Raw genomic sequence first — 12,860 nt, forward strand, 5'->3', positions numbered from 1 at the left:
TAATCATGACCAGTGATGCAAATCAGGCTGCAAAAAGCTTGCCGCCAATCTCTCAGCGGATTTACCTCGCCCTTCGCAAAGCGGTCATTCGGTGCGAGATCTCACCGGGGACAATGCTTGATGCGGGCGCAATCGCCCGCGAGTACGACGTCTCCCGGACGCCTGTGCGTGATGCAATGCAAAGACTTGCGGCAGACGGGCTAGTCGCGATTCAATCGCGTAGTGGATATCGCGTGGCGCCAATTACTTTCCAAGGCGTACACGAACTCCTCGATCTCAGAACGGCGATTGGGCCGCACATAGCGCGACAAGCTGCACGTTATGCCAGACCGGAAGAGATCGCTCAGCTTCGATCCATCGTAGAAGAGTATAAAAGCCCACTTGATGTCGGGGCGATGCAGCAGGTGGCGCGGCGCTTTCATGTGACAATCGCACAATGCGGCCGCAACCAGCGGCTGGTGACGCTCTCAGAGACCTTGTTCGATGAACTCGAACGGCTCGTCCGCTTCGCCATTGATTTCTCGGTCAAAGCTGGCGAGCATTCAGACGAACATACTTTGCTGGTAGACGCGATTGAAGCTGGCGATGGAGACCGGGCGGCGGCGATCGAGGCGGCCCATATCAGCAGCAGCCGAGACTTTCTGATCGAGCGCTTGATGACACTTGGCTATCTGTCAGAAAACCCTGTTCCGGGGCGTCTTCCAGACGGGCAGGTGGGGCGATGATTGCGGCGCGCGAAGCGGTCGGCAAGTTGTCATTCGCCCTCGGCGGGGATCCAAAAGCCGAACTTGCAGCATCGGCGTTGGTTGAGGCGGATGTGCTCGGACAATCGCGGTTCGGCATCACAATGCTGGACGAATGGACCAATGCCGCTCGGAACATGCCTAAGATCCCGGGCCAGAGTGCTGTCAGTTGGCATGATTGCTCAGAGTGTTTTTCCCCTCTGGCCATTGCCTCTGCGACCCAAGACTTACCTCGCGTTGCAGAACAATTCGGTGTCGCGGCGGTATTTCTACGCGGCGTAAAGGGCTTTGGCCGCCTTGCGCCCTTCGTGCGTCATCTCGCTGATGCAGGACTTGTGGGTATGATGTGTGCACAAGGGCCTCCGTTCGTTGCCCCGCATGGCGGAAACCGGCCTTTGATCGGCACCAACCCTTTCGCAATTGCTTTGGGGCAGGGGGCCGACCGAGTGGTAATCGATATTGCAACTAGCACCGCTACGATGGCCGAGATACGCAAAGCAAGTGCCGAGAACACAGACTTGACCGAAGGCATTGCCGTAGACGGCGCAGGAAACCCGACCCTTCGAGCCTCACAAGTGGCAGCATTGCTGCCCCGCGGCGGCCAGATAGGATCACTTGTGGGGCTGACGGTTGAGCTTTTGAGCGGCATCCTCACCGGCGGCCGCGATGACTCCAAGGGTCGCGGTGTATTAATCCTCGCCATTGATCCTGCGGCTTCGGGTGAGCAGGCCCAATGGGAAGAAAAGCTCTGCCAGTTGCAAAAAGATTGGTCGGCAGCTGGGGGGCACTGGCCACGAGGCGGCGGAATGCCCCCTGACGCGGTTCTCAGTCGAGAATTCGAACAGCGTCTCATAGCCTATCTTTCGCAGATGACCCCAAAAGGAGAGAGCTGATGCAGCACGGCTCTTTTTTGCGGCGCCCCGCGGGGATCATGCATTCCAAACACCGCACCAACCTACCAACGCGAAAGGATGGTACACTCACATGACCACCACGAACGCAACCACGCCGACTCTTACGGTTCAACCTGCCGACGGATTGATTGATGAGCCGCGCAAAATCACAGTCACAGGTCTCGTACCTGACGAATTGGTTGCGATTTCGGCCAAGACGCAGCGCACGGGCGGCGGCTATTGGGACAGCCAAGCAACATATTTAGCCGATAGTCTTGGCGTCGTGGACCTTAGCCGTGATGCCCCCGTGGGCGGGGACTATGCCGAAGTCTCCGCTATGGGCTTGCTTTGGGGTCAACAGCGATCCGATACTGTCGGAAAGGATATTTTTGCGGACAATGTGATGGAGCCGCTCCAAACCACGCTGACAGTAGAAACTGGCGATGGCCGCAGCGCACAAGCCGACTTGATCCAGCACTTTGCAGGGCCTGGTGTCACAAGACGTGAAATGCGTGAAGACGGCCTGGTGGGAACTGTGTTTACTCCCCCAGGACCCGGCCCACATCCGGTCGTTGTGGTTCTGAGCGGCTCCAGCGGCGGTATAAATGAACCGCGCGGCGCCCTTTATGCCTCCCATGGCTATCAGGCATTTGCGCTTGGCTATTTCAAAACCCCTGGCTTGTCGCCCTATATTACTGAAACGCCGCTAGAATACTTCGAGACGGGACTTCGTTGGGCGCATAAAGAACTGCACCCCCGCGACGGCTTTGTCGCTGTCAGCGGGCAATCTCGCGGGGGCGAGCTTTCTTTGCTTTTGGGCGCCACTTATCCAGATTTGATCTCGGCTGTGATTGCTTATGTCCCTGGTGCAATGGTGCACGGCGCCCAAGGCGCTGGAGATCCCGAACGTGGCGGCTGGCAAGGTGTTACCTGGACAAAGGACGGCCAGCCTTTGACCCATCTGTGGCAAGATAACAAAGCCGTCCATTGGCATCCTTGGCATGGCGATACTCCACCTGATCGTCACCACTCAGTCTTTTTTGAAGGTCTCAAAGACCGCGATCTTGCAGTGCATGCGCGCATTCCTGTGGAAAAGATTGAGGGCCCAGTGTTGCTGATTTCAGGACGGGACGACCGCGCTTGGCCGTCCAGTTTGTACTCTCGCATGGTGGTGACGACGCTGCAGCGTTCGCAACACCCCCATCAGGTAAGTCATCTGGATTTTGATGATGCAGGCCATTCAATCAATCTGCCGTTTGTGCCATCAACACAGCTGAGCACCATGCATCCTGTCTCCAAGGTCCCCTTTACCAGCGGCGGCACCCCCTCGGGGAATGCCAAAGCAGATGAGGGATCATGGCGGGGTGTGCTGACCTTCCTGAATGATGCGACCCAAAAGTAGGGGCACGCCATTCTCACCGCAAATAATCTGACACGAGAAACTCTTGAGGAATGAAACTGTGAGTACATCTGAACATCTGGAAGGGCAGTGGCGCGAATGGCGTCACGCTCATGTCGCCACAATGTTTCGACCATATGGCTGGACATCACTTGTCGCACAATACTGGCTTGAAGAGGGGGATCGTGACGTCCGCTTTGATCTGCTCCCTGGAACATGGTCAGCCGATGCAGGGAAGGTGATCTACACGCCCGCGGCTTCTGGACCAAACCTTTCGGTAAATGGGGCCTATCCGACGGCCCCTATTGAGATCGTCCCAGGGCGCAATCAGACCTACGGGCACGGGCAAAGCGTTCCGGTCTACTTTGGGATCAATGAAGTCGAGACCGTGGTGCGCACGAGCGACGATGGACGCCGCCTCTACGCCGTTCGGGTGCGCGACCCCAGAGAGGCGACACGCGCTGAAGACGCAAATGTTAGCAGTTTCGACTACGATCCAGCCTGGCGTGTCCCTGGTGTCTTTACGCCAAGCAAGCGGGTAGATTTTGAAGCTAAGACCGTCGAAGTGGGCGTGCGTGAGACCACACCTCGGGTAGGCACCTTCGCATTCCAACATAATGGCAAGTCGTATGAGATCGTTTTAATCGGGAAAGATACCGAAACTGGTGTGCAACCCGTGGCACATATTCGCGACCTAACCAGCGGGCCGATCACCTACGGGGCAGGGCGGGTTATTGAGCTCCAGTTCTCAGATGCGAGCAACCAACGTATCGACTGGATAGATTTCAACTATGCAGTCGCCTTACCCTGCGCCTTTACGAACTTTGTGACTTGTCCCCTTGTTCCCCCCGAAAACCAACTCGACTTCGATGTTCTGGCTGGCGAGAAGCGTCCCATCCAGGAAATCGCAAGAACGATGACCTATAAGCCGAATAAACAGCGGGCGTGAGAGGCCGCATTCTGCTGATTTTGAACACACTCAAGGACTGATTGATGGCGATGTCAGTGTGAGCGATACGTGAACTGCGAATCTTGTTGGGATCAGGGTAGGGACGTCATCGCCTTTCCTCCAACATCTTTTCGCGGAAGACCTCGGCTGGCGTCTTCCATCCGAGGGACGATGTTGCATGGAGGATGAAGTTGTCGGAAAGCGCCCAACCCGAGACGGAATTCAGGCGGTACGTTCAAAACTTGGGCGGCCAAGTGCGGTCATCTGGTTGAGAACCCGAACACCAATCCTGGCTTCTGTTTTCGGATTTTCGAAGGTACGCGCCTTTAGCTTTGGCCCGATGACGGTCTTCCAGGGACCCATCTGGGTTTCGCCGCGGCTCCGCTGATTGTAGCCCGATGACTTCTGCCATGCCATCCTCCCGCGGGCCTTGAACTGCGCAATATCTCGGTCGCGTGTCGTCGGATTGTAGGCCACCCTGGGGCTCGGGATCGCATTTCTGGGAGGTAGGATAGTGACCTTGATCGTCGATCCGAACCGAGCGGCAAGCAAATCAGATGTTGGTTCTCCGTCGTATGCACCATCTGCAAGGAACCGGTCAATCGGACCGTCGACTTGATCTAAAAGACCTGGCAGCGCCGTCGGATCGCCGACGTCGTCCTTGGTGAGATCAGAGCAGACGATCTCGCCGCTGACAAGATCAAGGCCGAGGGGCAGCTTCCGCCAAGTGCGCCGTTTGCACTTTGTTTTATGCTTTCGCTCAAACCAGTCACCTTCGCCAAAGATCTTCAGGCCGGTACTGTCCACAACCAGTTGCAAGGGTTTGTCGCTCTTGGACCTGGGCTTCGGGCGCAACGTAAGGCTATTGCCACGGCGCGGTAGAGTGGAAAAATCCGGCACTGCGATCGCAACCCCCAGCAGCCGCGCAATAGAGCGTATCAAGCCTTGGGTTGGCAATGCCATACGCAGCTTGTCATCATCCGACCAATACCGGCGGCGTTCACCATCGGCAGCAGACAGAACTTCGATTTGGGGGCGAGTGATAAAGTCGGACATAAGGTCGGACTTACGGTATACTTCCGCCGAGGGCCGTCTGGCTGCTGAGCTGTGAGATCGTTTATCGAGTATCCTTATGGACGCACACGAAGACCCCCCGCATTCAAGTTTTGTCAGTCTCTGATACCGGCCGTCGCCGCCGTTGGTCTGATGACGAAAAAATCCGTATCGTTGAGGAAAGCTTTGGCGACGGCGTGACAGTGGCGGAGGTAGCACGACGCCATGAGGTATCGCGGTCTCAGCTTTATGATTGGCGTTATCGCCATAAGAATGGATTGCTTGGTCCTGGCCCGCAATTTTTGCGCGTTATGAAGATCGAAGATGCTTCTGATGGCACTGACACTGCGCCAGCGCCGCAAGCTCCTGTCATGACTATTGATCTCGGAAAGCGGTGTCGTGTGGCGATCCCGTCAGGTTCTGACATGGAAGCTGCTGCGCAGCTGCTTAACGGCTTGATGGTGCGGTCATGATCGCGTTTCCGGCTGGAACGAAGGTGTGGATTGCAGGTGGTGTGACGGATATGCGCCGAGGCATGAATACTTTGGCGCTGACAGTGCAACAGGGGCTTGGGCGTGATCCGCATGCGGGCGAGATCTTTTGCTTCAGAGGTCGAAAGGGTGACCTGGTGAAGCTGCTCTGGCATGACGGGGTGGGCATGTCATTATATTTGAAGCGTCTTGAGGCGGGGAAGTTCATTTGGCCGGTGCGCCAAGACGGGACGGCTGTTGCGATATCTGCGGCGCAGTTGGGCTATCTTCTCGAGGGGATCGATTGGCGTAACCCACGCTGGACGCAAAGGCCCAAAGCGGCTGGATAATTTGCGCTGAAGCGCCTGTTTTTATGGGCATTTATCGGCTTCTGTGGTAAATATTTGCCATGTCCGACGCCGCTTTCGAAATTGCCAGATTAAGCGCTGCACTTGCCGCGCAGACCGCCCGTGCGCAGGCTGCGGAAACCGAATTGGCGCAGGCTCGCGCTCTGGCCTCCTGCACAGACGCAATGATCCAAGAATTGAAGCTGGAGATCGCCAAGCTTCGGCGTGACAAATATGGCATCACCTCCGAGCGTCGCACGCGGCTGATTGATCAGCTGGAATTGCAGCTTGAGGAATTGGAAGCGGCCGCAACCGAGGATGCGCTGGCGGCTGAACAGGCTACGGACAAGGCCAGCGCCGTGCGTGCCTTCACGCGACGCAAGCCCGTGCGCAAACCATTCCCAGATCACTTGCCCCGCGAGCGGGTTGTCGTCGAAGCACCTGCCGCCTGCAACTGCTGTGGCTGGGACCGGATCGTAAAGATGGCTGAAGATGTCACCGAGACGCTGGAGGTGATCCCCCACCAGTGGAAGGTGATCCAGACGGTCCGCGAGAAGTTCACTTGCCGAGCTTGCGAGAAGATCAGCCAACCGCCGGCCCCGTTCCATGCCATTCCGCACGGTTGGGCCGGACCGCAGCTGATCGCGATGATCGCCTTCGAGAAGTATGGACAACATCAACCGTTGAACCGGCAGTCCGAGCGCATTGCACGAGAGGGCATTGATCTGAGCCTGTCCACCTTGGCTGACCTGATCGGACATACCTGTGTGGCGTTGACCCCCATTCATGCGTTGATCGCGCGCCACGTGCTGGATGCTGGCCGTTTGCATGGTGACGATACCACAGTGCCGCTACTGGCGCGTGGTGGCGCAAAGACTGCGCGGCTGTGGACCTATGTGCGCGACGATCGACCGTGGGATGGGGGTGCGCCACCTGCCGCACTCTTCCACTTCTCAACAGATCGCCGGAAAGAACACCCGACACGGCATCTGGCCGAATGGCAAGGTGTTCTTCAGTCGGACGTGTATGGCGGCTACAATGATTTGTATCTCGCAGATCGTAGCCCGGGCCCGGTCCGTAGTGCGCTGTGTTGGAGCCACGCAAGGCGCAAGTTCTTTGAACTGGCCGACATCAAGGCCATAGCCCGCAAGGGTAAAAAGGTAGCAAAAGAAATCTCGCCAATCGCACTGGACGCTGTGACACGGATCGATGCGATCTTTGCGGCCGAGCGCGACATCACCGGCCTGTCAGAAGCAGCGCGTCATGAAGCCCGCCAGCAGTGGGTAGCGCCGATGGTTAATGATCTGCATGATTGGATGCTGGCCGAGCGGGCCCGGATGTCAAAGCACAACCCAGTTGCCAAGGCGATGAACTACATGCTCGAGGGGACAGGTCGCTGGGAAGCCTTCACCGCATTCCTTGACGACGGGCGCCTCTGCCTTACGAACAATGCCGCCGAACGGGCGCTCAGAGGGATCGCATTGGGCAGAAAGTCATGGCTTTTTGCAGGGTCTGAACGCGGGGGCGACAGGGCAGCCTTCATGTATACCCTCATTGTCACAGCAAAGATGAACGACATCGACCCGCAGGTATGGATGGCAGACGTATTGGCACGGCTGCCCGATATGTCTGTGTCACGCTTACCAGAACTGTTGCCCTGGAATTGGAAGGCCGCCATGGGATTGAAGAGGATTGCTGCATGACGCTGGTCGCGCGCATCAAGGTCACATTGTCCGATGTCGAGCCTCAGGTGCTTCGACGCTTTGATGTGCCCCTCAAGATCAAGCTGAACCGCCTGCATGATGTGATCCAGGCTGCCATGGGATGGACTGACAGTCACTTGTATGAGTTCAGGGCCGGTGGCAGCGGCTGGGGCGTGCCAGACCCAGATGGTTTTTACGATGGCCCGATGCCCGCCAGCAAAACCAGCCTGCTTGACGTGATCGAAGATTTGGGAACCAAGACCATCCATTACATCTATGACTTTGGCGACAACTGGCACCACGTGATCAAGATCGAGAAAATCGATGGCTCTATCGCGGGCGCCGCATATCCACGCCTGGTCAGGGCCATCGGTGCTTGCCCTCCGGAGGATGTGGGCGGCTTCTCCGGCTACGCTGACTTCCTCGATGCCATAGCTGACCCCAAGCACGAAGAACACAGCCAGATGCTGGAATGGTATGGGGGACAGTTCGACCCGGATGAGGCAGAGATCGGTCGCATCCTCGATAACTTCGAGCGTCTCGCCAAAAAATGGGCCCCGAAGCCGCGTAAACCAAAAGCCGCAGCCAAACGCATCTGATCAATACGGCGCCCCCACGGCCTTCGCCGAAGGCTTACTGCCTATATCTGAGATGGAAATCATCTCTGATGGTGGACGCACTCGACACTGGTCTGCGGCTGAAAAGCTACGGATCGTTGAAGAGACCCACTATGACAGCGATAGCGTTTCCACCGTTGCTCGTCGTAATGGCGTGGCCCCCAATCTGTTGTATCGTTGGCGTAGATTGATGCTTTAACGACCTGCTTGAGGCGCTCTTCATACCAGCGAATCCGTCAGTGGAGAGCCATGAGCTGTTCTGACAGGTTGCGAATTACCTTGTTGGCGATGTCCGGCCGGTCAAGCATCTCGCCATGGGTGATGTCTTGTGCAAATCCAATTACCCGGGCCAGTCGGCTTGGGATGTAGATCCCGATCTCGGCAACCAGTCCTCGCAAGCTGTTGATCAACCGCGTTCTGCTCCCCCCTGATTGACAGTCCAATGAGAAAGGCTAGGCTTGAGCCATGGTCACGCATGAGAATCATTTTCGGTTTCTGCTTCTGAACCGCCCCCGTCCCCGGGTGGCGCACGCTTAGGCGTATCTACAACCCCCGGGGCCATCTCAAACCTTCCACTGAGACCGCGATCCTTTCCGGGGGACCATCATGTATATCACCAATTCCACACATCTGCTTGCGAGCAATGCCTATCGACCTTCCTTCAAGAGCCCGCCGCTCGAAGGCAGGTTTCAGTTAACACGCGCAGACCGGATCGGGGTCGAGCGCCTGTTGCGCCTCGGGTTTACCGAGAATTGCCCGAACCCGACGCTGATCGAGGGCTTCTTGCGCCAAAAGCTGCGCATGGCGCGCCCCGCGCCCGAACCAGCACCGGCCAACCTCGTCGTGGCAGGACGCCATGTTGCTTTCGCCACCAGTGGCGGCAAAGCCCGCAGCGGCATGCTGACCTTGGTGCCGGGCGAAGGTGCAGGCTGCATCCCGGTCACGTCCTTCCTGGGCACGACGATGCTGGGCATGCAAAAGCGGCAGAAAGTCCCCCTGCTGCGCGAAGACGGTTGGATCGACACGCTGGTCGTGCTGGACATCCGCGGCGCGTAAGCGTCCGCGTCCGCCCGACATTTCAACCCTTTCAAGGAGTTTTCCGATGACCACCTCATCCAAATTACGCCGTTCCCCGCGACGTCCCAAGATCGTGCTCAGCAGCACCCGCTTGGCCGAGCTCGAAGCGCTATCCGAGGGCATGATGCGCCGTAACCCCGAATTGGCCAAACAACTGGTGGAGGAATTGAGCCGCGCGCGCATCGTCTCCCCGTCGCGGCTGCGCGCCGATGTCGTCGATCTGGGGCGCGAAGTGACCTACCACGACGCAGCAACGGGCAAGAACCATAGGGTCACGCTGGTTCTGCCGCAGGAGGCCGATATCTCAAAGGGTCTCGTGTCGGTCATGACGCCCATCGGCATTGCACTCATTGGGCTGGCCGAAGACGCCGTGTTCCATTGGGAAACCCGCGGCGGAGAACGGCGCGAGTTGAAAATCCTTAAGGTCACGCCCTTAGAGGAAGAAACCTTGCAGAGTGCGTGACATGAGAGAGCCAAACATGAGGACGCGCAAAAACCATGTGCGGCCCGGGGGGTGTCGACCCATGCTGTGAAACCGCATGGCGCACCGTCCGGGAGCGAACCCGCCGCTTATCGGCACAGCCATCTTGCTCGGAGTTACGCCATGTCTCTTCACTTGCCATCCAAATGCCCGTCCTGCGCTGCCGCGATCCCGCGCGCCGCGGCAGGACGCTGTCCCCGTTGCCGTACACAGTTCGCGCAGGCGCTGCCGCAGAGGGTGGTGCATTGCCGCCGCTGCGATGCGCCGATCCCGCTGCAAGGGGCCGCCGCCCTCACCTGCACTGCCTGCCGCACCCGACGCCCGTCGCGTCTTGCGGCCTAAGGCGGGCAAACTACTTGCCCCTTAACCTCTTAACACAAAGGAGAAATATCATGCGCGTTACCCCAACTGTGCTGGCCTGCTTCGCCTTGGCCCTACCGGTCACGGCGGAGACGACCGTAAATCTTTCGCTCGGTGGGATCGATAGTCTCGACACCATGACCTATGATTGTGACGGCGGCGCCCCGTTGCGGGTGCAGTATCTCCTTGCGGGCGAGAACGCTCTGGCGTTGGCCGAGATCAACGGCAGCCCGCGTATCTTCGTCAACGTCGTGTCCGGCTCGGGTGCGCGCTATGTCTCAGGGGCCGACACCTTATCGACCAAAGGCACGACCGCGCTTTTGGAGAACCGGATGGACGAGACCAAAGTGAAATGTGAGGAATCCGGCGAAATGCCGGAGCGCTAGCCAAATCGGCCTTTGCTGGCCGGAACAGGACAGAAGGTCGCAGTCCACCCCGAGCGCTTGATAAGTCCCCCGGGGTGGCCCATTTCAGAGGTATGACGATGTTCAAACTTCATACGAGGTTCCTGCTGAATGCGGGAAACACACTGAACCGCCGGTAGCCCCGGGCGGAACGGCGCGAGCCTGTTCCAGCCACGGGGTTCATTCGGTCGCAGGATCAATCGACATGACGGACGCATGCGCCCATCGCTCGTAAGCGCGTGGCAAAGCACGGCGCGGCCTCCGTCGCGGTTAAACCATCTCGTCATGGAGGGTGTCATGTACGCCTATTTCATCGCCAATTACTCACCGTTCAGATCTGCTCCTCCCTCGCCAAAGCCTGTGGGGCGCACTTCTGGAAAGCCGGGCACACTTCGCCGCATATTGAGCAAGGCAGTTCTAAACTTGCAGCGCCGAAGAACAATCGCCGCCCTGCGTGAACTGGACGATCACGTCCTGCGCGACATCGGTCTTCGCCGGGACGAAATCCCGATGATCGTCGAGCGCATGCAGGCCGATGATCTGCCACAGAACCGCTCGACCTCTCTCAAGCAGCAGCACGTGTGAGCCGCCGGAGGCCGCATTCCCGGCAGCTGCAGTATTCCAAAGCTACGAGTGGATTGAAGAGATGATGCTTTGCCAAGCAGATTTCGAAGAGCTGTTTTCGGAATTGTTCGAGCCGAAACCTAGTGGCGCAGCTGCCGCCCCCTCGGACGGCTGTATCGCCCGCTGGGAGGACGATGGCGGCGCGCCCGCTCCGATCAGCAGATCATGCCGGGGCCAGGCTCCCTCGCCCATGATCGCCGCCCTTCTCGGGCTGGCCGCGGTGCATTCCGCCATGCAGTCGAGCAAAGTGGCGATGCCCCCGGCCCGGCGGTTACTGGAGGTCGAAGAGATACGGTAACATTCAAGTCCAATGCCCGGACAGGTCACTAAGGTGTTCCTGCCCGGGCTGCCGATCCGCCCAGTCCACCATGCGCCCTTCAAAACTCCGGCATCCGCCAAGGCTTTCTTTCTTATCAGCCCCATTCTCCGAAAAGCGCGCGAATAGAACCTAAAGGGGCGCTCGACCTCGATCTGAAAGAGGCAATAATAGTCCATACAGTCCGTACCCTGATCGCCCCGGTCAAAGCCCTTTTTGGCGGGACGGCACTTATGATTGCGGGCAACAGCCTGCTTGGCGTGATCCCGCCCCTGCGGATGGAGGCGGCGGATAATCGGTTGCGCTGACCGGGATCGTGATGGCCGCCTATTACATGGGGTTGGTTTTGGGCGGGCTCTACACCAAACGCGTTATCCTGCGGCTCGGCCATATCCGCGCCTGCTCGGCATTTGCCACGCTGACGGCGGCGGTCTGTCTGGCCTATGGCTTCGTGGCGTTTCCCGCGGCCTTAATCCTGTCGCGGCTACTCAACGGCTTCTGCATCGCCGGCATGACCACCTCCACCGAAAGCTGGCTTAACGACCGCAGCAGCAACGAGACCCGGGGCCGGGTGCTCGGGTTCTATATGCTGGTCTTCTACCTGGCGATCGCTGCGGGCCAGACCTGGGTCAACCTCGGCCCCGTCGGTGGGAGCGCGCATCTAATGATCGCGTCGACGCTTATCGGGCTGTCGCTGATCCCCATCGCCATAACCCGTCTGGGCGAGCCGGACCTGAAAGCTTCCAAGCCACTTGACATTCGAAGATTGTTCGACGCGTCGCGCGTCGGGGTCGTCGGGGTGGCTGTCGCCGGTATGCTCATCGGGTCTTTCTACGCGCTCGGCGTGGTCTTCGCGCGGCAGATCGGGCTTAGCGTATCTGAGGCGGCGATGTTCATGAGCACGGTCGTGCTTGGCGGTCTTGGCTTTCGGCGGCCCGTGGGGATGCTTGCGGATCGCTTCGACCGGCGCATTGTCATATCCTGTCTCTTGCTGGTGGTTGGGCTGTCCTGGGGGCTGTCGAGCATCGCGTTTGCGGGCGGTGGGCTTTTGGGTTTGCTGATCGCCATGGCGCGGTCCTTTGGCGGGGCGATCAGCAGCGTTTATCCGCTTTGCGTGGCGCAGACCTTCGACCGGTTGGAGAAGCGGGTCTACGTGGCGGCCTCGGAGCCTCTGTTGATGACCTATTCCATCGACGCCACGATCGGGCCGTTGCTCGCTTCACAGCTGATGTCCGTTTTTGGGCCTGCATCGTTCTTTCTGTCCGAATCCGCCGTCGCCGTTGTCTACGCGCTCTTCGTGCTGATCGCGGCGCACAGTAGGCAGGCGCTGCCGGTGGAAGGGCGCGAGAAGTTCGTGCCGCTGCCGGATATCTCCCCTGTGGCGGTCACGCTCGATCCGCGCACGCGGGGAAAGAAGGGACTCC

The 12,860-nt window shown here is 58.7% G+C and carries 15 protein-coding genes and 2 pseudogenes; 15 read left to right on the forward strand and 2 right to left on the reverse strand.

The window, feature by feature from the left end; translation table 11 throughout:
• Positions 1-5 precede the first annotated feature (5 nt).
• From ACGYLX_RS14665 to ACGYLX_RS14680, 4 genes are all read left to right on the forward strand, one after another.
• The gene (locus ACGYLX_RS14665) at positions 6-725 is read left to right on the forward strand and encodes a GntR family transcriptional regulator (protein ID WP_394450346.1); all 720 of its coding nucleotides are present in this window, start codon (positions 6-8) and stop codon (positions 723-725) included.
• The gene (locus tag ACGYLX_RS14670; RefSeq protein WP_394450348.1) at positions 722-1,636 is read left to right on the forward strand and encodes an Ldh family oxidoreductase; all 915 of its coding nucleotides are present in this window, start codon (positions 722-724) and stop codon (positions 1,634-1,636) included. The genes ACGYLX_RS14665 and ACGYLX_RS14670 overlap by 4 nt, the downstream gene beginning before the upstream one ends.
• A gap of 91 nt (positions 1,637-1,727) precedes the next feature.
• On the forward strand, positions 1,728-3,038 hold the full coding sequence (locus ACGYLX_RS14675) for an acyl-CoA thioesterase/bile acid-CoA:amino acid N-acyltransferase family protein (protein ID WP_394450350.1): 1,311 nt from the start codon (positions 1,728-1,730) through the stop codon (positions 3,036-3,038).
• Between the two features lie 58 nt (positions 3,039-3,096).
• Complete coding sequence (locus ACGYLX_RS14680) at positions 3,097-3,984, forward strand: DUF1684 domain-containing protein (protein WP_394450352.1); 888 nt, start codon at positions 3,097-3,099, stop codon at positions 3,982-3,984.
• Positions 3,985-4,206: 222 nt separating this feature from the next.
• Here ACGYLX_RS14680 and ACGYLX_RS14685 read toward each other — a convergent pair whose 3' ends face one another.
• Positions 4,207-5,040: an IS5 family transposase gene (locus ACGYLX_RS14685; protein ID WP_394450354.1), complete on the reverse strand. Its 834-nt coding sequence runs from the start codon at positions 5,038-5,040 to the stop codon at positions 4,207-4,209.
• 110 nt (positions 5,041-5,150) lie between these two features.
• Between ACGYLX_RS14685 and tnpA the strand changes: the two genes are divergently transcribed.
• The 5 genes and pseudogenes from tnpA to ACGYLX_RS14710 all read left to right on the forward strand — a co-directional run.
• Positions 5,151-5,510 carry an IS66-like element accessory protein TnpA gene (gene tnpA / locus ACGYLX_RS14690; protein WP_394450356.1) on the forward strand — a complete coding sequence of 120 codons (360 nt, stop codon included), beginning with the start codon at positions 5,151-5,153 and terminating at the stop codon, positions 5,508-5,510.
• Positions 5,507-5,857, forward strand: coding sequence for an IS66 family insertion sequence element accessory protein TnpB (tnpB, locus tag ACGYLX_RS14695; protein WP_394450358.1), 351 nt, complete (start codon positions 5,507-5,509; stop codon positions 5,855-5,857). Before tnpA ends, tnpB begins: the two co-directional genes overlap by 4 nt.
• A 59-nt stretch (positions 5,858-5,916) precedes the next feature.
• Positions 5,917-7,557, forward strand: coding sequence for an IS66 family transposase (gene tnpC, locus ACGYLX_RS14700; RefSeq protein ID WP_394450360.1), 1,641 nt, complete (start codon positions 5,917-5,919; stop codon positions 7,555-7,557).
• The gene (locus ACGYLX_RS14705) at positions 7,554-8,156 is read left to right on the forward strand and encodes a plasmid pRiA4b ORF-3 family protein (protein ID WP_394450362.1); all 603 of its coding nucleotides are present in this window, start codon (positions 7,554-7,556) and stop codon (positions 8,154-8,156) included. The genes tnpC and ACGYLX_RS14705 overlap by 4 nt, the downstream gene beginning before the upstream one ends.
• Before the next feature lie 52 nt (positions 8,157-8,208).
• Positions 8,209-8,370, forward strand: a pseudogene (locus ACGYLX_RS14710) (transposase); the annotation flags it as partial.
• Positions 8,371-8,410: 40 nt separating this feature from the next.
• Here the strand turns inward: ACGYLX_RS14710 and ACGYLX_RS14715 are convergent.
• Complete coding sequence (locus ACGYLX_RS14715) at positions 8,411-8,584, reverse strand: hypothetical protein (protein ID WP_394450364.1); 174 nt, start codon at positions 8,582-8,584, stop codon at positions 8,411-8,413.
• Positions 8,585-8,780: 196 nt separating this feature from the next.
• Here ACGYLX_RS14715 and ACGYLX_RS14720 point away from each other — a divergent pair, with 196 nt between their 5' ends.
• From ACGYLX_RS14720 to ACGYLX_RS14745, 6 genes and pseudogenes are all read left to right on the forward strand, one after another.
• Entirely contained in the window at positions 8,781-9,230 is a 450-nt protein-coding gene (locus ACGYLX_RS14720; RefSeq protein WP_394450366.1) for a hypothetical protein, read from the forward strand.
• Positions 9,231-9,276: 46 nt separating this feature from the next.
• Positions 9,277-9,714, forward strand: coding sequence for a nucleoside diphosphate kinase regulator (rnk, locus tag ACGYLX_RS14725; protein ID WP_394450368.1), 438 nt, complete (start codon positions 9,277-9,279; stop codon positions 9,712-9,714).
• Between the two features lie 410 nt (positions 9,715-10,124).
• Positions 10,125-10,478 (forward strand): MliC family protein, encoded by a 354-nt coding sequence (locus ACGYLX_RS14730; protein WP_394415181.1) that lies wholly within the window; start codon positions 10,125-10,127, stop codon positions 10,476-10,478.
• 315 nt (positions 10,479-10,793) lie between these two features.
• Positions 10,794-11,081 carry a DUF1127 domain-containing protein gene (locus ACGYLX_RS14735; protein WP_394450370.1) on the forward strand — a complete coding sequence of 96 codons (288 nt, stop codon included), beginning with the start codon at positions 10,794-10,796 and terminating at the stop codon, positions 11,079-11,081.
• Between the two features lie 61 nt (positions 11,082-11,142).
• Positions 11,143-11,418, forward strand: coding sequence for a hypothetical protein (locus ACGYLX_RS14740; protein WP_394450372.1), 276 nt, complete (start codon positions 11,143-11,145; stop codon positions 11,416-11,418).
• Between the two features lie 352 nt (positions 11,419-11,770).
• Positions 11,771-12,727 (forward strand): annotated as a pseudogene (locus ACGYLX_RS14745) (MFS transporter); the annotation flags it as partial.
• Positions 12,728-12,860: the final 133 nt, after the last annotated feature.

The sequence above is a fragment of the Sulfitobacter sp. 1A13496 genome (assembly GCF_043557225.1).
Lineage (GTDB): Bacteria > Pseudomonadota > Alphaproteobacteria > Rhodobacterales > Rhodobacteraceae > Sulfitobacter > Sulfitobacter faviae.